The sequence below is a fragment of the Acinetobacter modestus genome, from assembly GCF_014636095.1.
Classification (GTDB): domain Bacteria; phylum Pseudomonadota; class Gammaproteobacteria; order Pseudomonadales; family Moraxellaceae; genus Acinetobacter; species Acinetobacter modestus.
This window is the reverse complement of sequence record NZ_BMDV01000004.1, coordinates 75,888-95,882: the sequence shown is the minus strand read 5'-3', so window position 1 is coordinate 95,882 and position 19,995 is coordinate 75,888. Positions and strand designations below refer to the sequence as shown.

Annotated in this window: 18 protein-coding genes and 1 tRNA gene; 12 read left to right on the top strand and 7 right to left on the bottom strand. The window is 36.8% G+C overall.

All coding sequences use genetic code 11. The features are described 5' to 3' along the window. Positions 1-20 precede the first annotated feature (20 nt). Positions 21-1,481: a coniferyl aldehyde dehydrogenase gene (locus IEV17_RS10620; RefSeq protein WP_004664567.1), complete on the bottom strand. Its 1,461-nt coding sequence runs from the start codon at positions 1,479-1,481 to the stop codon at positions 21-23. 128 nt (positions 1,482-1,609) lie between these two features. Here IEV17_RS10620 and IEV17_RS10615 point away from each other — a divergent pair, with 128 nt between their 5' ends. From IEV17_RS10615 to IEV17_RS10600, 4 genes are all read left to right on the top strand, one after another. Then, positions 1,610-2,674, top strand: coding sequence for an AraC family transcriptional regulator (locus IEV17_RS10615; RefSeq protein ID WP_004664566.1), 1,065 nt, complete (start codon positions 1,610-1,612; stop codon positions 2,672-2,674). A gap of 111 nt (positions 2,675-2,785) precedes the next feature. Beyond that, positions 2,786-3,349 (top strand): phosphatase PAP2 family protein, encoded by a 564-nt coding sequence (locus IEV17_RS10610; protein ID WP_004664564.1) that lies wholly within the window; start codon positions 2,786-2,788, stop codon positions 3,347-3,349. Positions 3,350-3,481: 132 nt separating this feature from the next. Next, positions 3,482-4,897, top strand: coding sequence for a glutamine synthetase family protein (locus IEV17_RS10605; protein ID WP_004664562.1), 1,416 nt, complete (start codon positions 3,482-3,484; stop codon positions 4,895-4,897). Positions 4,898-5,189: 292 nt separating this feature from the next. After that, entirely contained in the window at positions 5,190-5,993 is an 804-nt protein-coding gene (locus tag IEV17_RS10600) for a metal-dependent hydrolase (protein WP_004664554.1), read from the top strand. Between the two features lie 85 nt (positions 5,994-6,078). Here IEV17_RS10600 and IEV17_RS10595 read toward each other — a convergent pair. Beyond that, positions 6,079-6,154 (bottom strand) — tRNA-Arg (locus tag IEV17_RS10595). Between the two features lie 70 nt (positions 6,155-6,224). Beyond that, on the bottom strand, positions 6,225-7,583 hold the full coding sequence (locus IEV17_RS10590; RefSeq protein WP_004664553.1) for an amino acid permease: 1,359 nt from the start codon (positions 7,581-7,583) through the stop codon (positions 6,225-6,227). Positions 7,584-7,951: 368 nt separating this feature from the next. Here IEV17_RS10590 and prpF point away from each other — a divergent pair, with 368 nt between their 5' ends. The 4 genes from prpF (at position 7,952) to IEV17_RS10570 (ending at position 11,032) form a co-directional block, all read left to right on the top strand. Continuing rightward, complete coding sequence (gene prpF / locus IEV17_RS10585; protein WP_004664552.1) at positions 7,952-9,139, top strand: 2-methylaconitate cis-trans isomerase PrpF; 1,188 nt, start codon at positions 7,952-7,954, stop codon at positions 9,137-9,139. Between the two features lie 163 nt (positions 9,140-9,302). Next, complete coding sequence (locus IEV17_RS10580; protein ID WP_004664551.1) at positions 9,303-10,214, top strand: polyprenyl synthetase family protein; 912 nt, start codon at positions 9,303-9,305, stop codon at positions 10,212-10,214. A gap of 63 nt (positions 10,215-10,277) precedes the next feature. Then, complete coding sequence (locus tag IEV17_RS10575; RefSeq protein ID WP_004664550.1) at positions 10,278-10,586, top strand: hypothetical protein; 309 nt, start codon at positions 10,278-10,280, stop codon at positions 10,584-10,586. 80 nt (positions 10,587-10,666) lie between these two features. Further along, positions 10,667-11,032 (top strand): MmcQ/YjbR family DNA-binding protein, encoded by a 366-nt coding sequence (locus tag IEV17_RS10570; protein WP_004664549.1) that lies wholly within the window; start codon positions 10,667-10,669, stop codon positions 11,030-11,032. A 392-nt stretch (positions 11,033-11,424) separates the two neighbouring features. Here IEV17_RS10570 and IEV17_RS10565 read toward each other — a convergent pair whose 3' ends face one another. The 4 genes from IEV17_RS10565 to IEV17_RS10550 all read right to left on the bottom strand — a co-directional run bounded on the left by IEV17_RS10565 (position 11,425) and on the right by IEV17_RS10550 (position 14,515). Further along, a complete protein-coding gene (locus IEV17_RS10565) occupies positions 11,425-12,276 on the bottom strand; it encodes an SPFH domain-containing protein (RefSeq protein WP_004664547.1) in 852 nt (283 codons plus the stop codon). 18 nt (positions 12,277-12,294) lie between these two features. Next, entirely contained in the window at positions 12,295-12,756 is a 462-nt protein-coding gene (locus IEV17_RS10560; protein ID WP_004664545.1) for an NfeD family protein, read from the bottom strand. 152 nt (positions 12,757-12,908) lie between these two features. Beyond that, positions 12,909-13,826: a patatin-like phospholipase family protein gene (locus IEV17_RS10555; protein ID WP_004664543.1), complete on the bottom strand. Its 918-nt coding sequence runs from the start codon at positions 13,824-13,826 to the stop codon at positions 12,909-12,911. A gap of 62 nt (positions 13,827-13,888) precedes the next feature. Beyond that, on the bottom strand, positions 13,889-14,515 hold the full coding sequence (locus IEV17_RS10550) for a 1-acyl-sn-glycerol-3-phosphate acyltransferase (RefSeq protein WP_004664541.1): 627 nt from the start codon (positions 14,513-14,515) through the stop codon (positions 13,889-13,891). A gap of 144 nt (positions 14,516-14,659) precedes the next feature. Between IEV17_RS10550 and IEV17_RS10545 the strand changes: the two genes are divergently transcribed. From IEV17_RS10545 to IEV17_RS10530, 4 genes are all read left to right on the top strand, one after another. Beyond that, on the top strand, positions 14,660-15,907 hold the full coding sequence (locus IEV17_RS10545) for an MFS transporter (RefSeq protein WP_004664540.1): 1,248 nt from the start codon (positions 14,660-14,662) through the stop codon (positions 15,905-15,907). Positions 15,908-16,242: 335 nt separating this feature from the next. Further along, a complete protein-coding gene (locus IEV17_RS10540; RefSeq protein WP_004664539.1) occupies positions 16,243-17,358 on the top strand; it encodes a porin in 1,116 nt (371 codons plus the stop codon). Between the two features lie 304 nt (positions 17,359-17,662). Beyond that, positions 17,663-19,303, top strand: coding sequence for a phosphoethanolamine transferase (locus tag IEV17_RS10535; RefSeq protein ID WP_004664537.1), 1,641 nt, complete (start codon positions 17,663-17,665; stop codon positions 19,301-19,303). Between the two features lie 14 nt (positions 19,304-19,317). Further along, positions 19,318-19,995 (top strand): DNA-binding response regulator PmrA, encoded by a 678-nt coding sequence (locus IEV17_RS10530; protein WP_004664536.1) that lies wholly within the window; start codon positions 19,318-19,320, stop codon positions 19,993-19,995.

Genomic DNA, 19,995 nt, shown 5'->3' with positions numbered 1-19,995 from the left:
CTTTCTGACAAATAAACCGTTTATTTTAGATTTGGGTCGCCTTTTTTCAAAAAAAAACTTAATGCCAGTTTTTGTACCCAAGTGCCGTAAGGTGGATAGAACAATTGTGTTGGGAAGAAGCGATGGCGAGCAAAAACCGTTTTTGCATGTGACAACTCACGGAAACCTTCTTCACCGTGATAAGTCCCCATACCTGAGTTACCAATACCTCCAAAAGGTGCATCATGATTGACCACATGCCAACCCCAATCATTGATTGTGACACCACCTGAATGAGTTTGTTTTAAAATGTAGTCACGTTCAGTTGAATCATGGGTGAAACAATAGAGTGCTAAAGGTCGTTCACCTGCTTTGATATAGGCGATCGCGTCATCAAGGCTATCGTAAGCAACTAAGGGTAATACTGGGCCAAACAGCTCTTCTTTTAGAATACGCATATCGGGTGTGCAATTCAGTACAATATGTACAGGCATACGACGCGCATCTTTGTCACGATTATATTCGGCACAGGCAATAATTTGAGCGCCTTTGGCTTTGGCATCGTCTAGGATTTCTAATAAACGTTTGAAATGGCGATCATTGACGATAGATGTATAGTTAGAATTATTGCTGATGTTACTGCCATACATTGCCGTAAAATTCTTTTTACATTCTTCTGCAAATTGATTCACTTGTTCTTTGGGTACAAGTGCATAGTCAGGTGCAACACAGATTTGCCCACAGTTGGTTGCCTTACCATGCAATACACGTTTAGCTGCATCGGCTAATGGATAATGACGGCTGACAAGCGCAGGGGATTTACCGCCTAATTCTAATGTGACAGGCGTTAGGTTTTCTGCTGCTGCACGCATCACCACTCGACCAATTGCAGGTGAACCTGTAAATACAATATGGTTAAAAGGCAATGATGTGAATTGTGCAGGATCAAGAATTTCTTCACCGAAAATACAAACTTCATCTTCAGTAAAAACTTCAGCCAGCATGCGTCTCAGCACTGCATTGGTTGCAGGCGTAATCTCTGGCAGTTTAATCATGACCCGATTGCCCGCAGCGATTGCCGCAACCAATGGGCCAAGTGCTAAATAAACAGGGAAGTTCCACGGCACAATCACGCCAACGATGCCTTTCGGTTGATACTGTACAGCGAGACGGTTTGATAAAAACAGTAATTCAGTACGGCGTTTACTTGGTCGCATCCATTTACGTAAATGTCGAATGGCATGTTCTGCTTCCAAAACTGAGCCTAATAAATCCAATAATTTTGATTCATCTACCGATCGAGAACTAAAGTCGCTATTGATGGCAGCGGCAATGACGTCTTGGTAACGAATAATTTGTTTTTTGAGTTTGAATAATTTTGTACGTCGAGCATCAAGATCAGGATATGGATTCGCATCAAAAGCAGCACGTTGTTGGGCGAATACCAAGTGCATATGTTTAGTTGCCGAGTCGCTAAATTCCTGCGAATGAGAAAGTGTCATTGTTGCTCCTTCCATGCTTATTGGTAGAAATAGACTTTATGATTGATTGAATTTTTAGTCGATGTTAAATTGAGACAACAAAAAGTAATTTAGTGCCATTATCTACTGATCGAATGGATAAAGTAAAAATGCCTAAACAGAATATTGAGCAAAATATTTATATTGAAGCTCGTTATGATCATACGCTATTCGGTCAAGGCACGCCTATACTTGGTTTAAGCAGTTTGTTTGATGAAATGCAAAAACAAGGATATTCCATCGCTCAGATATTAGATGGTACGGGTATTGCGCATGATGCGTTAACATGTGCGACCACAACAATATCTCAATATCAAAAGTTGAAGTTATTTCAAAATATCCAATCTTTGTCTAAAGATCCATTGATCGGGCTTAGGGCAGGTCAAAAACAAAAATTATCAGATTTTGGGGTGTATGGTTATGCACTGTACTCTTCTCGTAATTTTCAACAAGCCGTCGAACTTGGCATTCGACATATCAAACTAGCCAGTCCTGTACTGCAAAAATCATTTTATATACAAAATGATACTGCAATTTTTGAAGCTAAAGAAATTATTGCTTTAGGACATTTATTGCCATTAATTTGCGAGTTCTGGTTTAGTTCAATGCAAACCTTAATTCAGTGCGTACTTGAAGCGCCGTTTCAGGCTAAAAGGTTATTGCTGCCTTATCCTGCCCCTGAATATGCAGATGAATACCAAAAGGTATTTGGTTGTGTTGTAGAGTTTGATGCAGAAGTGATGCAATGGCATTTTGATTTGGCATGGTTAGATGCGCCTTGTCCAAATGCAAACCCGATTACTGCGGATATGTGTCAATCTTTTTGTGAACGGATGTTGTGTGATGAACATGATGAGGAATCTGAACTGATCAAAACGATTCGTCTTATTTTCTTGGACAGTGTTGGGAATTTTCCAACTGCTCAACAGATGGCAGATCAATTACATGTATCTAAAAGAACTTTATATCGCCGTTTAGCCGATTTGAATGTGAGTTATCAAGAAATATTGGATAGTACGCGAACACGTCTTGCCGATGAATATCTAGCCGCGACAACACTGAGTATGGATGAAATTGCTGAAAGACTTGGTTTTTCAGATACTTCAAACTTTAGGAAAGCGTATTGTCACTGGACGGGAATTTCACCTAATCAATATCGTAAAAAGTTTGCTTAGTGAAATGCAAGAGCTAGGCATTATTTAAAATTAATTTTGATAGAGATTTAATCATTCTTTCATGATTCGCTTATATATTGCGGTGAGCGAATCTAAAAAGATAAATATGCAATGATATTTGAAAGCTTAAACATTTACTTGTTTGATTGCATAAACTCGTTTGCGACTCAGAATCCGATTGTGGATAGAGTTGCTATATTTACAGCACATGACTTAAATACAGTTTTTATATGTTTTCTTTTATTTTTATTGGTTTACCAATGGAAAATCTATAATTATTTATTCGCTAAAACACTTTTAATTGTGTTGCTTTCTTTAATCCTGAGTGATTTAGCTGAAATCTTCTACCATCATCCACGTCCGTTTGAAATAGGACTAGGTCATCAACTTATTGGGCATGGTCCAAGCTCATCATTTCCCAGTCAGCATACCCTAACCATCACAATCATTGCCTTTTCATATTGGTTAGCAGGTTTTAAGAAGATTGGTGTATTTGGTATTTTTGTCGGTATGGTCGTTGGTTTATCAAGGATTTATGTTGGGGTTCATTTTCCATTTGATATCATTGGATCTTTTATTATTGGTTTGATGTTGGTTGTATCTGTCAATTATATCGTGAAGGAATTGACTCTTAGAATTCGTAAAATTACATCGGTCAGTGCTTATGATGCTTAACAAAATGCTAAACGGTTACTTGAATTTTACGTTAAATTTATACTGAGCTTAGATAAGTTTATATTATCTTAACGTTACATATTTATGAGCATAAATTATTCTATTCATATTAATATGAACTCGGTTTAATTTATGAATGCTGTCTTTGTAGAGTTGAATCAGCTATTAAATTTGAATAATGCGATTAATCAATCAAATGAGCAAAAATCTAAAAATATTCTGTTCGATAAGGGATTATTTTTAGAGGAAGTAGATCATTATTTAGAAAAGTATCCAAATACACAACATATTGATATTTATTTGTATGATTTGAATGGACATCTACGAGGTAAAAGAATTGATGTCAAATGCTTAACACAATTGGTGAAAGCATGTTATTTACCCCTTTCTATTTATGCGATGAGTCTAAATGGAAATGTGATAGAAGAAACCAGATTAGGTAAATTTATTGGTGAACCAGATCATTTGTGCCAGCCTATCCTAGGTTCATTGCAACCTTGTGCCATTGAGCCTGAAACTAATGCTCAATTGTTATTGACGATGAAAGATGATCGCCATCAAGAGTGTTTAATTGAACCTCGTAATATTTTAAAAAGAATACTCCAACAATTACATGAAAAAAATTATCACCCTTGTATTGCAGCAGAAATAGAATTTTATTTACAGCCGTTGAGTGGGGAACAAGAAGTTCAAGAATTAATAACACAATGTTTTGATATTCATCTCTCTGATACACATCAACAAATTTTAGATGAGATTGAAGCTATCGCTAAACTACAGAATATTATAATTACAGGAATTATTTCTGAAGCATCTTCAGGGCAATATGAGTTTAATCTGCAACACACATGTAATCTTTTAAAGTTATGTGATCAGATTATGTTGTTAAAACGAACCATTAAACAAATTGCACATAAACACGGATTTCGCGCAAATTTTCTAGCAAAGCCAGATCTGTTAAAAGCGGGCAGTGGAATGCATTTTCATATGAGTTTGCTTGATCAAGATCAAAACAATATTTTTAGTCCTCGGAAAGATGGGTTATCTCAAGATCTCTTAAAAGTCATCAGTGGTTTGTTATGGTTAATGCCAAGTTCGATGGCAATTTTGGCACCCAATTTAAACTCTTTTAGACGCTTTAAAAAAGGTCATCATGTTCCCCTAGAGGCGAGTTGGGGGCTGAATAACCGTAATGTCGCTATTCGAATACCGTGCTCTGATCAAGAAAATCAAAGATTGGAATACCGTATGGCAGGAGCAGATTGTAATCCTTATCTTACCATTGCCATTATTTTGATTGGCACACTCTATGGTTTAACACACCAGTTAGAAGTACCGAAACAAATCAATCAACTTACGTTTAAATCTAAACATTATTTTTTATTGCCAATTGAGCAAATTGAAGCTTTAAAACTATTTAAAAATAACAAGATACTTGCAGAATATTTAGGTAAAGAATTTATGGAATTATGGTGCACAGTAAAACAAGCAGAACACCAAAGCGTTCATAGTCAAATCACATCAATTGAAAAGTCTTGGGATATTTAGGCGCATTTATTGATTTATCTAACCTTGATTTAGCAAATAACTGCTTTAAGGTCACAAAATATCTTTATAGGACAAATTGAGAAAATACATGAAAAACAAATTGACAGCATGAATAGTAGATTATAATTTAATCATAGTTCTAATTTGGAACTAAGTAGAAATTTATATCTAAGGTTGTTCAATCGATGATGTAGCTCTTGTCGGTTTGCTGTTGAATATATGATTTATTGATGGTCTTATTAATGTAGTTAAAGCTGTTTGCGCTTTAGTTTTAGGGGGAAGGAAAGCCATAATGTCACATAATACAATTACGGTGCGCCAAACGCAGTTTAAACCTGAAAAAATTAAAGCGCACTATACTGAATCTACGCTAATGTCACATTTTCTCACAGCATTATCGATGAGCTTTCCACAAGGAGAACGTTTTTTTGTAGAAACTGTTCGTAATGTGCGTGATCAAATTCATGATGAACAATTACAAAAAGATATTTCAGGTTTTATTGGTCAAGAGGCACATCATGCCCGCGCGCATGAACAGTTTAATCAATTGGTGCAAAGCAGCGAATATCATTTAAAAAAATTTGAAAAAGCTTATGAGCAGGAGATGATTCGCTTACGGACTTTGAGCCAACGCCGTCAATTGGCTGCAACGGTCGCACTTGAGCATTTTACGGCAATGATGGCTGGTTATATGCTTCAGTATCCAAATGTCATGTTTAAGGGTTTATCAGAAAACATGAAGAATCTATGGCTTTGGCATGCTGTTGAAGAAATCGAACATAAGCACGTAGCTTTTGATGTATATCAGCAAGTTTTTGCTAATCTAGCGCAGCGTCGTAGAAGTATGCGAACTATCACAGTGGGATTTATAACTAGTACTATTGTGATGACTAGTCATCTTGCTTGGCAAGATCGCAAAAATACCTTGTATTCCCCAGCACAACTTTTAAAAAATGCTCAAACGCTTTTAGGGCTGACTCAAATGACGTGGCGTTTACTGCCTGATTATTTAGCATTCTATAAAGCTAGTTTTCACCCGTCTGAGATAGACCAGCAAGATTTACTCACCAAAGCGAAAGGATTATTAGCTAATTAAATAGTTAAATTTATTTATAAAATTAATTATTTATAGATTTTTACTTTATTCAAGGATGCTATCGTTTATATCTCAATCCTCTAAATGGTGCGCTCAGCGGGACTCGAACCCACGTCGGTCGCTTAGGAGGCAACTGCTCTATCCAGTTAAGCTATAAGCGCATAATTTTATGATTATAAACAAAAAAGTGATTGCCTAAGCAATCACTTTTTGATGAATTTGATCAGATATTTAGTTTTTTGCTTTAAGATTTAAAGCTTTATATAGCACAAACATCAATACAATCCAGATTGGGATCATCAGCACAGATTCTTTGAAACCTTGTTGCCACATGATGTACAGCACGACTGCAATGAAAACTAAGACTAAGTAGTTACTGATTGGTGACCATAACGCAGGGAAACTGGTTTTTAAATTCTTTTGTTTTACCATCGCTTTGAATTTTAAATGAGTTAAGCTGATCATTGCCCAGTTAAGCACTAAAGCACCAACTACCACATACATCAAATGACCTAAGGCATCTTCTGGAACAAAATAGTTCAACAGTACGCAACCAAAAATCAATAAAGCAGATAATAAAACAGCAGGAATCGGTACACCTTGTTTATTTACTTTAGCGAAAACTTTAGGTGCATTCCCTTGTTGTGCTAAACCAAAAAGCATACGGCTATTGGCAAACATACCGCTGTTATATACAGATAAAGCCGCTGTTAAGATAATAAAGTTAAGTAAATGAGCCGCCCAACCAATTCCCATTTGACTAAAAATCATCACAAATGGACTTTTGTCTAAGCCACCTAAATCCAGTTGGTTCCAAGGCACAAGTGAAAGGAGAATCGCTAATGAGCCAACATAAAAAACTAAAATACGCACAACAACTTGATTAATTGCTTTTGGAATGGTTTTCTTAGGATCATTCGCTTCTGCCGCAGCCATACCAATCAGTTCGATTCCACCGAAAGCAAACATAATAAAGGCAAGCATGTAAAACAAACCATCGAAACCGTTTGGAAAGAATCCACCATGTGACCAAAGGTTACTAAATGAGGCTGTTGAATTTGCATCTGCTGTGAAAAGTAAGAACAAACCAAATAAAATCATAGCAACAACAGCTGTGACTTTAATGATGGCTAACCAAAACTCTGATTCACCATAGAATTTAACGTTAGTGAGATTAATTGCTGTAATAAGGACAAAGAAAAATAATACTGATTGCCAAGCCGCAATATGAGGCCACCAGTAGTTAATGTATTTTGCAACCGCAGTCAGTTCACTCATCGCAACAAGGATATATAGTACCCAATAATTCCAACCTGATAAGAATCCTGGAAACTTCCCCCAATATTGATAAGCAAAATGACTAAATGAACCAGCGACAGGTTCTTCGACAATCATTTCACCTAATTGGCGCATGATGAGAAATGCAATCAAACCACCGATTGCGTAACCCAAAATAATTGATGGTCCAGCAGACTGGATGACTTGCGCAGAACCTAAAAATAAGCCCGTACCAATAGCTCCACCCATAGCAATGAGCTGGATATGGCGGTTTTTTAGTCCACGCTGAAGTTGAGAAGAATCGTTGTTCAAAGGACTGAGCTCGACGAGGAATAAGTGGAATATTCTAATAGATTGCAAAGTTTTAGCCTAGTAAAAGTACAGCTTGGCTATGACTGGAAAGTAGTTTTTAAAAGTTATTTAAAATCCTATATTTGAACGAATAGTAAACTATATGGTGGTGGTATTTTAGACATTTAAATCAGATTTTTGTTTTTTAAACAGCAGTTGTTTATTTTCGTGCCATTGTTAAGTTATTCAACTTTACTCAATATATACGATGTGCTTTATCTATTCCGCTTTGCTTTAATCGTATAGTCGTATGGCATTTCAGATGACTCTACGATAATTTAAGCTCACATTCACTTGCACCAAGAACACGATAAAAGGATGAAATTGACATGAGTTCAGTACCACAAATTAAAGTCCCTGCAACCTACATGCGTGGTGGCACGAGTAAAGGTGTCTTTTTCAATCTCAATGATTTACCTGAAGCCGCACAAGTTGCTGGAAAAGCACGTGACTTGCTCTTGCTACGTGTCATAGGAAGTCCAGATCCTTATGGTAAACAGATTGATGGTATGGGCGGTGCAACTTCAAGTACCAGTAAAACAGTGATCTTGGCAAAAAGTGCAGAGCCAGAGCACGATGTCGACTATTTATTTGGACAAGTTTCTATTGATCAAGCTTTCGTAGATTGGAGTGGTAACTGTGGCAACTTGACAGCAGCAGTTGGTTCATTTGCGATTTCAAATGGTTTGGTCGATGCAGATCGTATTCCTGAAAATGGGATTTGTACGGTACGCATTTGGCAAAAGAATATTCAAAAAACCATTATTGCACATGTCCCTATAACCAATGGTCAGGTTCAGGAAACAGGTGATTTTGAATTAGATGGAGTGACTTTCCCTGCAGCAGAAGTTCAAATTGAATTTTTGGACCCCGCTGATGATGGTGAAGAGGGTGGGGATATGTTCCCTACAGGAAATGTTGTTGATCAATTGGTTGTGCCTGATGTTGGAACATTCCAAGCGACATTTATTAACGCAGGTATTCCAACGATTTTCTTGAATGCTGAAGATATTGGCTATCAAGGAACAGAATTACAAGATCATATTAATGGGGATGCCGCAGCCTTAGCACGTTTTGAAAAAATCCGCGCATATGGTGCAGTTCATATGGGCTTGATCAAAGATATTTCAGCAGCAGCAGCACGTCAGCATACCCCTAAAATCGCTTTTGTTTCAGAACCTAAAAGCTATACTTCTTCAAGTGGAAAAACTGTTGAAGTATCAGATGTCGATTTATTGGTACGTGCATTGTCTATGGGTAAGCTACATCATGCCATGATGGGGACAGCAGCCGTGGCGATTGGAACGGCAGCCGCAATTCCGGGTACTTTAGTGAATTTAGCAGCAGGTGGTGGCGAGCGTGAAGCAGTTCGTTTTGGTCATCCATCAGGCACTTTACGTGTCGGTGCTCAAGCCGAGTTAATTGATGGGAAGTGGGCTGTCAAAAAAGCGATTATGAGCCGTAGTGCACGTGTATTGATGGAAGGTTGGGTACGTGTACCTGGTGATACTTTCTAAATACTGATTTGATCTTATGAATAAAGCCTTCGTTTGAAGGCTTTATTATTTTAAAGTTATTAAAAACACAAAAACAATTTCTCTAAATAAATAATGTTATGATGTTGTCATTCTGGCAAGTTTTTGTCGGTTGATCCTTTCATTAAAATTTCCCGAGGCAATCGTGTCATCTATTTCTCAAGTTAATGCGGATGTTTTACAACAATCTCAACAACGTATTCAACAAGATTTATTGACAGCATTGGCTGCATTTTCTATTCCTGAACCATTAAAGTCAGCCGTTCATCATGCAGTAATGTTGGGCGGCAAGCGTGTCCGTCCTGCATTATGTTATGCAACAGCAGCTCTATTGCCGAATCATAATTTTGCAGCGGCTCGTCGTGCTGCCGTTGCGATTGAGTTAATACATTGTTATTCCTTAGCACATGATGATTTGCCATGCATGGATAATGATTTGTTACGTCGAGGTCAGCCAACCTGTCATGTGGCATTTGGTGAAGATACGGCACTATTAGCGGGTGATATTTTACAGTCCATGGCATTTGAGATATTGGGCAGCCGTTTGTTTGATGAACAAGGTCAAGGTACAGATGCAGCTATTGTATTGAAGCAAATGCAAATTTTGGCGACAGCAAGCTCTAAAATGGTTTGCGGACAGGTGCTTGATTTACAAGCCGAAGGTAAACAAGTTGATCAAACTGAATTAGAAAATATTCACCGTAATAAAACGGGTGCGTTGATTCAAGCCGCGATCATGATGAGTGCAGTGACTATCTTTACTGGGACAGATCAAGCAATTCCTAAATTGCGTCAATTTGGGCAAACCATTGGTTTAGCTTTTCAAGTACAAGATGACATTCTTGATGTTACGGCGAGTACTGAAATTTTAGGTAAAACTGCGGGCAAAGATGAGCAAGTGCAAAAATCTACTTATCCTGCATTGATGGGATTGGCTCAAGCTCAGGCTTATGCTCAAACTTTACATGATCAAGCTTTTGAAGCATTAGCATATTTCGGGGATGATGCTAAAGAACTTGTTGAGATTTCACAGTTTTTACTGGCGCGTAAAAGCTAATACTCATTTGTTAAAATATATGTTGATGATTAATCATTAGATTAATTGTCGAGATTGGATTTAATGTACAAGGTAAATATTCAAATTGTTCGATTTGTAGATTCAACTTTTCCAGGATGGGTTGAGTGTTTATTAACAGATACTTCGAATCGGGAATGGTTTTTTGTAGATAAAGTCCCTATTTTTACGAATCAAAATATGCATGAAATGAGTCTCTATCCACAGCATGGAGAGATTGCGTGTGAAATGATTCGATCATGGGTTGGGCCAGATGGACGGAAGCGTTGCATAATAACAACTGAACGGCCTTGGGGAATCTCAGCAAAGGAGGGTGAAACAGAGTTTGAGGTTTTCTATGATCAACTAAAATAAAAGCAAGAAAATTGGGGGGAAATCTTAAAAAGACATTTTTAGTAGAAAAATCTATTTTAATAATAATAGGAAATCTTGTTATGACTGAAGATCAATTAGAACAATGTGCGCTTGAATATGGAAAACAATTGGCTTTTTCAATCCAGACCCAACCCTTTGGACCAGATTGTGAGGTGTTTAAAATTTTTGACAAGATGTTTATGTTGATTGGTGCATATTCTGGAAAGTTGCTTGTAACCATCAAATGTAAGCCTGAGAAAAGCTTGGAATATCAAGAGCTGTATCCTTCAATTTCGGCAGGTTACCATATGAATAAGAAACACTGGATATCAATTGCCAGCGGTGATGAAATTACAGCAGATTTGCTGCAAGACCTGATTAAAGATTCTTATGATTTGGTGGTGAAGCAACTGCCAGTTAAGACCCGTAAATTAATTAATCAATAAATTTTTTAAATCATGAGTTTAAGTACAGTTATACTCAATTCTTTATTCTTTCTTTTGATTTCTTTTAAAATTGATAACCCAAAAAATAAATTGGAAGATAAATAAGGTACATAAAATTTTGATCGCAATTGGATGAAAAAAATAATTTAATAGCCAACAGATTATTAAAAATATAATTTGGAAAAAGGGAATAGCTGGAAAAATGGTAACAAATGCATTTGGTTTGTCACCATTTTTCATATGAAAAGTATTACGAGACTGTATTTCTGAAGATAAAAGTTGCCCACAACAAATGAAACTTAGGATTAAACCTATAATATAAATCATGAGCTTAAAATTTTTATGTGATCAAATGTGCTACTACAAACAGTAACACATTTGAGTTATTAAAATTAATGTTTACCCATAATTCCACGGATAGCATTAAGTACATCCGATGGGAGTACCACAGTTTTTGCATTGCTTGATTTAGATAGATCCTGCATTGCTTTCACATATTGCTCACCCAATAAATAAGCAACAGGAATTTCTTTATCACCTACAGCAGTGGTGATCATTTCAATCGCACGTTGTGAAGATTCAGCAAGGACTACTTGAGCTTCTGCATCACGACGGGAAGCTTCTAAACGACCATCCGCCTCTAAAATTGCAGCTTGTTTTTCACCATCTGCTTTCGTCACCGTTGCACGACGTTGACGTTCAGCCGCTGCTTGTGCTTCCATCGCAGCTTGCATGGTGTGAGAGGGTTGAATATCTTGAATTTCAACTGTTTTAAGGGTAATGCCCCAATCTGAAATATCATCAGAAATGGCAGCTTTTAATTTTGCCTTAATGTGATCACGAGATGATAAAGCATCATCTAAATCCATTTCGCCGACGATCGAACGTAATGAAGTTTGCACTAGGTTTTGAATCGCCCATGTATAATTTTCAATTCCATACACGGCTTTTTCTGGAGTTGTTAGATTGATATAAGCGACTGCATTCATTACTAAAACAGCATTGTCTCGAGTAATCACTTCTTGTGATGGAATATCTAACACAATATCTTTAGTTGTAATTTTATAAGCCACTTCATCGATATAAGGAATAACAAAGTTCAGACCTGGGTTTAGGGTGGTATGGTATTTACCTAGACGTTGCACAATCCATTTATACCCTTGAGGAACAATACGCACCCCTTTAAAAATAGTTGTGCCAATAAAAGCTAAAAGTGCTAAGACAACAATAGTACCGACAGACATTGAAAACCCTCTTTATGTTTATGAGTTGCTATGTGGTTGAACGACTAAATCATTACCTAAAATATCAATTACTCGGACACGATCACCAACTTGTACTGGAGCTGTAGAACGGCAATTCCATTCATCAGAACCTAAAAGGGGCATGGGAAAGCGTACGACGATTTGTCCATGATCAAGTCCAGTTTTAATCACCATACCCACTTGACCTATTGTTGATTCACGCGCTAGACCTGCTTTAGTTTTATCAATTGAAAGTGGTTTGATAAACTTGAACCAAAGAATCGTACATAAAATGGATAAAATTCCCCATGTGACCACTTGGGTGGTAAAGCCCATCATTGGGAAAAGCCATAGTAAAATGCAGACCATAATTGCGGCTACGCCAAACCATAACGCAGCAAAAGCGGTTAAAATCAACTCTGAAAGGATCAGCAAAATTCCTAATACAAACCAGTGCCAAGGTTCAACTACAAACTCCATAGATTTGCTCGCATCATTAAACTGAGTTAGGTGAAAAAACATTCACTTTGGCACTGTAGCAGATCATTATGTTTATGAATATACAAAGATTGTTTTTTTAGATATGGGGCTGATGATTATTATAAAATAGCAGCAGCCCCTTAAGATAATGATTAGAATTTAGCTCTTGGTGCAGGTTTAAATGCAGCAGGAGATTTCTTAAATGTTGCAATTGCATTTTGGATTGATGTAATTTTCGCTTGAGCCGATTTTTCACCTTCTAAAATTGCTTGATTACTCGATTTCAGATCAAGTACACCCAAATGACCGACTTTCGGTTGAATTACAACATTTGCTTGGCTCAATTCTTCATTAATACTTTGTTGCCCCATAATATTAATGGTCTGATCCAATAAACCCCACATGCTTAATGGTTTATCACCTGTTGGACGCGCAGATATATCGACTGCAATGACAATATCAGCACCCATATCTTTGGCAGTTTTCACAGGAATAGGACTGACTAAACCACCATCTACATATTTGGTATTACCAATCACAGCTGGAACAAAGACGTTGGGAATACTGCAAGAGGCCCGTACGGCTTGACCTGCATTTCCTTTAATAAACTCAGCTTTTTTACCATTGTCTAAACGAGTGGCAACCGCCGCAAAGCGAATTGGAAATTTTTCAATTGGTTTGTTACCAACTTGAGTATTGACATAGTTTTGCAGTTTTTGCCCAAGGATAATGCCTTGGCTATTGATGGTAAGATCACGCAAATCAGATTCTTGAAGTTTTAATGCGAGATTTTGCATTTGATAAGGGGTTTGCCCACTTGCATAAATACTTCCAACAAAGCTACCCGCACTTGTTCCAGTGACAATCTTAGCTTTAATACCATGAGATTCTAAAACTTTAATCACACCAATATGCGCAAAGCCTTTTGCACCACCTCCACCTAAAGCCAAAGCGATAACAGGTTCACGAGCTTTAATCGAAGTCGTAGGGGGAGCATTTTTTACAGTTTGATCACAACCAAATAAAGCTAAGCTGAATAAAGCCAAGCAAGACAGTCGAGCAATTTTCATATGAAGTGGAGATAAAATAGACAAAAAGATGGGCACATCAGAGCAGATTTACCCCTAATTTTCTAGTCCTTTTTCACAAGTTTTTGTAATGGTTCTGCCAGCCAATCAGGATTCTTTGGAGAAAAATGGCCAACATAACGCTGCATAATCTGTTCAAGGTCATTTTGATAGTGACCTGTTGGTGTAAATGCTCCTAAGCTGTAAATGGTTTTGCGATCATAATCGAAAGCAAACATCACAATAGGTATTCCTGCTGCATGAGCTATATGATAAAAGCCACTTTTTATTTTTTCAGCTTTTTTTCGCGTTCCCTCGGGTGCCATACCAACCCAAATTTTGTCATATTTGTGAATAGTCGCGACCACTTGTTCAGTGAGACCGTTAGTGCTGTCGCGGTGAACAGGAATGAGTCCTGCCCAATCTAAAATTGACTTAAAGGGTGGTTTAAATAAAGTATCTTTTCCCAAAACTGTAATTTTTAAACCGAGCCCACCAATTGCCAAGAAACCATACCAACCATCAATATTTGAAGTGTGTGGAGAAATGATAGCAACTGCTTTGGGTAAGTTTGGAATTTCTCCAACCACAGTCCAACCTTGTCCTAAAAATAGTTTTCTACACAAAGTACGACTGAAAGCCGTTCCACGTTGCGGAACTAACGGAGGTAAGTCAGGAAAATATTGTGGCATAAATCTGTAAATACGATGACAACTACAATTTATGTTAAACGCTCATGAGAGGTCTCGCATTGGCAAAAACTAAGATTTTATTGCCAGATCAATGAAAGGATTGGATACTTGAGTTCTCTATTTTGTTGCTCTGGAAAACTCTAAATGCTTAATCTTCGACAGATTTACATTTTATTGTTTTCTTTATACTGGGCACAGGGATTACCTGTAGGTTTCATGACCCATGCCTTACCCGTAATTTTAAGAGCACAAGGTGTCTCTTTAGCACATATAGGTGGTTTTGGTTTACTGATGCTGCCTTGGTCGGTCAAAATTTTTTGGGCGACGTATGTTGATCGTTTTGCACTTTCTCGTTTAGGGCATTACCGTAGCTGGATCATTCCGACGCAATTATCCAGTGTTTGTATTTTGGTTATTTTGTCATTTTTCCCTATTCAAGCACTTGATCAACCTAGTTATTTATTTATTTTCTTTGTCTTACTTTTTTTGATGAATTTTACTGGTGCGACACAAGATATTGCCACAGATGCTTTAGCTGTCAATTTACTCAAACAGGATCAACAGCATTGGGGCAATACATTTCAAGTGATTGGTTCACGCTTAGGATTTATTGTTGGTGGTGGAGCAGTGCTTTGGTGTTTAGATTGGTTAAATTGGCAAAAGACCTTTCTTATTTTAGCCATGTTGGTCTTTTTGAATACCATACCTATTTTGTTTTATCGAGAGCCTAGGCATGATTTTACAAATAGCGCGCAGACAACTTCTTCGATTTCATTTAGCCAATCAATTAAAAAATATCTTACTTATTTTACATCTTCTCAAGAGTTAAAAACGTGGTTGATGGTCTTATTGAGCTTTAAAGTTGCTGATGGTTTGGCAGGACCATTATTAAAACCTTTGATGGTAGATATGGGTCTAAATTACACCCAAATAGGCATTTTTATTACCATATTTGGTGCTATGGCTGCGCTGCTAGGAGCAGGTGTTGCAGGGTTTTTATTGAAACATTTTTCCAGAATACAATGTTTAATTACTTTCTCAATTCTCAAGATTATCAGTTTAGTTGCTTATACTGGCATTGCTTATAGATATGAAACTAATCAGCAGATTACTCCATTTGGGTTATATATCGTCAATGCATTTGAAGATGCATGTTCAGCAATGTTATTAGTGGTCATCTTAACTTTGATTATGCAGTACAGTCGCAAAGCATTTGCAGGTACAGATTTTACTTTTCAGGTATCGATTATGGCTACGATGAGTGGTTTACTCTACTTAGGAAGTGGAATTTTGGCTGATGCAATTGGATATTATCGTTACTTATGTTTGATTTCTATGATTGCTATTTTGTGTCTATTCCCGATTTTCTATTGGAAAGAAAATACAAGATGAAAACAAATTTTTATTACAAATTTCTTTTAATATTTCTTAATTTTGAAATATAAATGATGGTTTTTATATTGCTTCATCGGCAAAGTTTATTGTTTTAATTCAAAGTCTCGTGATTGTGCATAAGTATTTTTCATGGAATAGTGTTTTAAAAATATTATTTAATTTATTGAAATTTATTAATAAAAAACTATTTTTTATAGAATTCATAAAATGTAATTGATGTGTATAAAAATTAAACTTTAGTCGAAAATAGAATAAATAAATAAGATTTTAATCGTTTTGTCATATAAAGTTAATGTGTAGGATTTGTTACAAATTTAGCTAGGACGTAAACAATGAAAATCAAAATTGTAACAGCAGCAGTGCTTGGTTTACTCGCAACTTCAACATTTGCAGCACCAACAATCTATGGTGAGATTGATGCCAGTGTTGATTATTTACCAGAAAAAAATGCAAAGACTGCTAATCGAGATGTTTGGGAAATCAGCTCAAATAGTTCGTTTATTGGAATCAAAGGCGACGAAAAGCTAACAGATCGTTTAAGCGCTGTTTATGCTGCGGAATGGGGCTTAAGCGCTGATGGTGATAGCACTGATTGGACGCAACGTAACCGCTTTGTTGGTTTAAAAGACAGTCAATTAGGTACAATTAAAATTGGCGTACATGATACCCCAGTTAAGCAATTGTCGAGCGCTGTTGATACGTTTAATAATTATGTTGCAAATAAAGCGGATGTAAATGGTATTTTTACTGGTGAAAACCGTATTAGCAATGTCGTTGTTTATGAATCTCCAGCAGTAAAAGTACCTGTATTAGATGGTGCGATTAAAGTAAATGCTTTATTGGCAACAGGTGAAGCAACCGGCATTGATAACAGTAAATCAGGTGTTGCAAAAGTTGCTGGAAGAGGCCTAGGTGATTCTTGGTCAGCTTCAGCGAGTTTTGAAAGCCCATTATTAGTTGCTGGTATTGGTTATGATAAAGCAATTCCTAGTAATTTCTTGGGGCGTGGTTTTTTAAATGCTTCTGATAAGGCGATTGCAGGGAGTCAGTTATTTGCTGCGGCAAATACTGTACGTGCAATTGGACGTTTAAATCCAGTAGAAGGCTTAGCACTAAAAGTACTTTATCAAACGTCTGAAGTCGAAAAAGCATTGGGTAATGCTGCAGGATCTGAAAATATTGATGATGCTCAAGGTTGGTTAATTGGTGCTGAATATAATATTCCGCAAGCAAAAAATTGGACGGTAAAAGGTCAATATAGCCAAAATGATACGAGTTTTAAAAACAACACGGCAGATTTTAAAGCCAAACAAGTGATTGCTGGTGCTGACTATGCATTTAGCAAACAAGTTAAAACATATGGTTATGCGGGTTATCTAACGCTTGAACAAGCGGACAAAAAAGATAAGCAACCTGTAGCAGGATTAGGTTTAGAATTTAAATTCTAATATCTTGTATCTAAAAACACCCCCTAAGTTTTACTTAGGGGGTGTTTTTTTATTTCTATTTTATTATGTTGTAATATAATCATTTAACTGAATAAAATGATTTTCGACAATAACACTAAGATAAATTTTAGATGGAAAGTAAATGGAATTCATTGTTTTAAAATGAATTATTTTAACATATGCTTTGATACCTAGATCTAGATCCATTGTTTTGTTAACTCTCAATTATTTAGTTTAAGTCATTTTTAAGTTTTTATTCTTATCTTAAGCAAGTTAAGAAATCTATTTTCAGACTGTGAAGATCATGTTCCTACAGAAACTCAAGACCAAATCGATATCCTTGTTTGCATTTAATCTATTGCTTGCAATATGGTTAGGTATTTTTCTTAACTTTGCTTTTTATGAAAAAATCCAATCGCTTACGCCCTATACTGGGATAAAAGCGGGAATGTTTGTTGCAGCATCCGTTATAGTAGTTGTTGCAGCTTATCATTTTATTTTTCAGCTTTTTAACTGGAAATGGACAGCAAAACCAATAGCTATTGCTTTAGTTTTTATTGGTGGCTTTGCTTCATATACTGTGAATACGCTTGGTGTTTTAATTACATCAGATCAAGTACAAAATTTAATGCAAACTGATGTTGCTGAAGCACGTGATACATGGTCTTGGCATTTAGTTGTATGGACATTAGGAATGACTGTACTTCCCATCATTGCAATTTTGATGGTGAAGTTAAAGCCTGAACCAATCCTGCGTCAAATTGTAAAAAAAGTGATTGCTTCAATTGTTTCATTGGCTTTGGTTGGTGGATTATTGTTTGTTTTTTACGTTGATTTTGCAGCGATATTCCGTGAAAACCGTGATTTGAAGGGAATGATCTCACCGCAAAATATGATTGCTTCATTTGCTTCATATTATAAGAAGAAAGCACCTAAAGAAAACTTACCATTAGTGACTTATGGTGAAGATGCATCAATGCAGAAAGCGAATGTTGCTGCTTTACCTAAATTGATGGTTTTAGTGGTGGGTGAGACGGCACGTGCAGAAAACTTTTCTTTGAATGGTTACGCTAAGAATACCAATCCGAAGCTTGCGAAACAGGATTTAATTAATTTTGCTCAAGTGAGTTCTTGCGGTACAGCGACAGCTGTTTCCGTACCATGCATGTTCTCTGGTATGCCACGTAAAGAATATGATGAACGACTTGCAAGCCATCGTGAAGGTCTACTCGATATTGCAAAACGTGCAGGTTATCAAGTGACATGGATTGATAATAATTCTGGTTGTAAGGGAACTTGTGATCGAGTTGAACAATTTAAGATTCCAGAGCCAATTCAAAAGAAATGGTGTAAAGATGAAGAATGTTTTGATGATATTTTAATTGATAGCCTGAAAGCTTATCTTGCAACAATTCCTAAAGATGATACGCGTCCACGCTTAGTGGTACTACATCAAATGGGTAGCCATGGTCCAGCCTATTACAAACGTATTCCAGCAGAATTTAAAGTTTTTAAACCGACCTGTGATACCAATGCGATTCAAGGTTGTTCGCGTGATGCACTTGTGAATAGTTATGATAATACCTTGCTTTATACGGATTATGTTTTGGACTCATTGATTGAAACGTTAAAAGGCCAAACACAGCACGAAGCAGGCTTGTGGTATTTATCGGATCACGGTGAATCAACAGGTGAAAGTGGCATGTATTTACATGGAGCGCCCTATGCAATTGCCCCGACTCAACAAACCCATGTTCCAATGTTTATGTGGTTCTCTGATCTTTGGAAAAAACAAGCTCCAGAACAAATGAAATGTTTAGCAAAGCAAAATAAGAGTGAATTGAGTCAAGACAATTTGTTTCCAACGATGTTGAGTTTACTCGATGTCAAAACCAAGGTGATTGACCCTAAAAATGACATGTTAGCGACATGTTCTAACCCATAAGGTGAGATAAAGTCATGACCAAAATCTTGATGATCGAAGATGATTTTATGATTGCAGAGTCAACATTGACTCTGTTGCGCTACCATCAATTCGAGGTAGAGTGGGTCAATAATGGCGTAGATGGGCTGTCCTTATTAGCAAAGCATAATTTTGATTTGGTTTTGCTTGATTTGGGTTTGCCTATGATGGATGGTATGCAGGTATTGAGACAAATCCGTCAACGTAGTGCGCTTCCAGTATTGATCATTTCAGCAAGAGATCAACTGCAAAACCGTGTCGATGGATTGAATCAAGGTGCGGATGATTACCTAATTAAACCTTATGAGTTCGATGAGTTATTGGCACGAATTAATGCACTATTGCGTCGAGGTCATGCAGAAACAGCACAACTTAAAAATCAATCGCAGTTATTGAAAAATGGTGATTTGGTTCTTGATGTTGAGCAGCATTTGGCGACCTTCAAAGGACAACAGATTGAGTTATCAAACCGTGAATGGGCAATTTTAATTCCGCTTGTTAGTCATCCAAATAAAATCTTCTCCAAAGCAAATCTTGAAGATAAGCTTTATGATTTTGATAGTGAGGTGACCAGTAATACCATAGAGGTTTATGTACATCACTTACGTGCAAAACTAGGTAAAGATTTTATTCGAACCATCCGTGGTTTGGGTTACCGACTGGGACAATCATAA

Bases quoted from the DNA above. Each gene is read 5' to 3' on its own strand.
- IEV17_RS10530 (WP_004664536.1), top strand. From the start codon at position 19,318: ATGACCAAAATCTTGATGATCGAAGATGATTTTATGATTGCAGAGTCA.
- IEV17_RS10565 (WP_004664547.1), bottom strand. From the start codon at position 12,276: ATGTCTGTCGGTACTATTGTTGTCTTAGCACTTTTAGCTTTTATTGGC.
- IEV17_RS10535 (WP_004664537.1), top strand. From the start codon at position 17,663: ATGTTCCTACAGAAACTCAAGACCAAATCGATATCCTTGTTTGCATTT.
- prpF (WP_004664552.1), top strand. From the start codon at position 7,952: ATGAGTTCAGTACCACAAATTAAAGTCCCTGCAACCTACATGCGTGGT.
- IEV17_RS10550 (WP_004664541.1), bottom strand. From the start codon at position 14,515: ATGCCACAATATTTTCCTGACTTACCTCCGTTAGTTCCGCAACGTGGA.
- IEV17_RS10600 (WP_004664554.1), top strand. From the start codon at position 5,190: ATGTCACATAATACAATTACGGTGCGCCAAACGCAGTTTAAACCTGAA.
- IEV17_RS10555 (WP_004664543.1), bottom strand. From the start codon at position 13,826: ATGAAAATTGCTCGACTGTCTTGCTTGGCTTTATTCAGCTTAGCTTTA.
- IEV17_RS10615 (WP_004664566.1), top strand. From the start codon at position 1,610: ATGCCTAAACAGAATATTGAGCAAAATATTTATATTGAAGCTCGTTAT.
- IEV17_RS10605 (WP_004664562.1), top strand. From the start codon at position 3,482: ATGAATGCTGTCTTTGTAGAGTTGAATCAGCTATTAAATTTGAATAAT.
- IEV17_RS10545 (WP_004664540.1), top strand. From the start codon at position 14,660: ATGCTTAATCTTCGACAGATTTACATTTTATTGTTTTCTTTATACTGG.
- IEV17_RS10610 (WP_004664564.1), top strand. From the start codon at position 2,786: ATGATATTTGAAAGCTTAAACATTTACTTGTTTGATTGCATAAACTCG.
- IEV17_RS10570 (WP_004664549.1), top strand. From the start codon at position 10,667: ATGACTGAAGATCAATTAGAACAATGTGCGCTTGAATATGGAAAACAA.
- IEV17_RS10575 (WP_004664550.1), top strand. From the start codon at position 10,278: ATGTACAAGGTAAATATTCAAATTGTTCGATTTGTAGATTCAACTTTT.
- IEV17_RS10560 (WP_004664545.1), bottom strand. From the start codon at position 12,756: ATGGAGTTTGTAGTTGAACCTTGGCACTGGTTTGTATTAGGAATTTTG.
- IEV17_RS10620 (WP_004664567.1), bottom strand. From the start codon at position 1,481: ATGACACTTTCTCATTCGCAGGAATTTAGCGACTCGGCAACTAAACAT.
- IEV17_RS10540 (WP_004664539.1), top strand. From the start codon at position 16,243: ATGAAAATCAAAATTGTAACAGCAGCAGTGCTTGGTTTACTCGCAACT.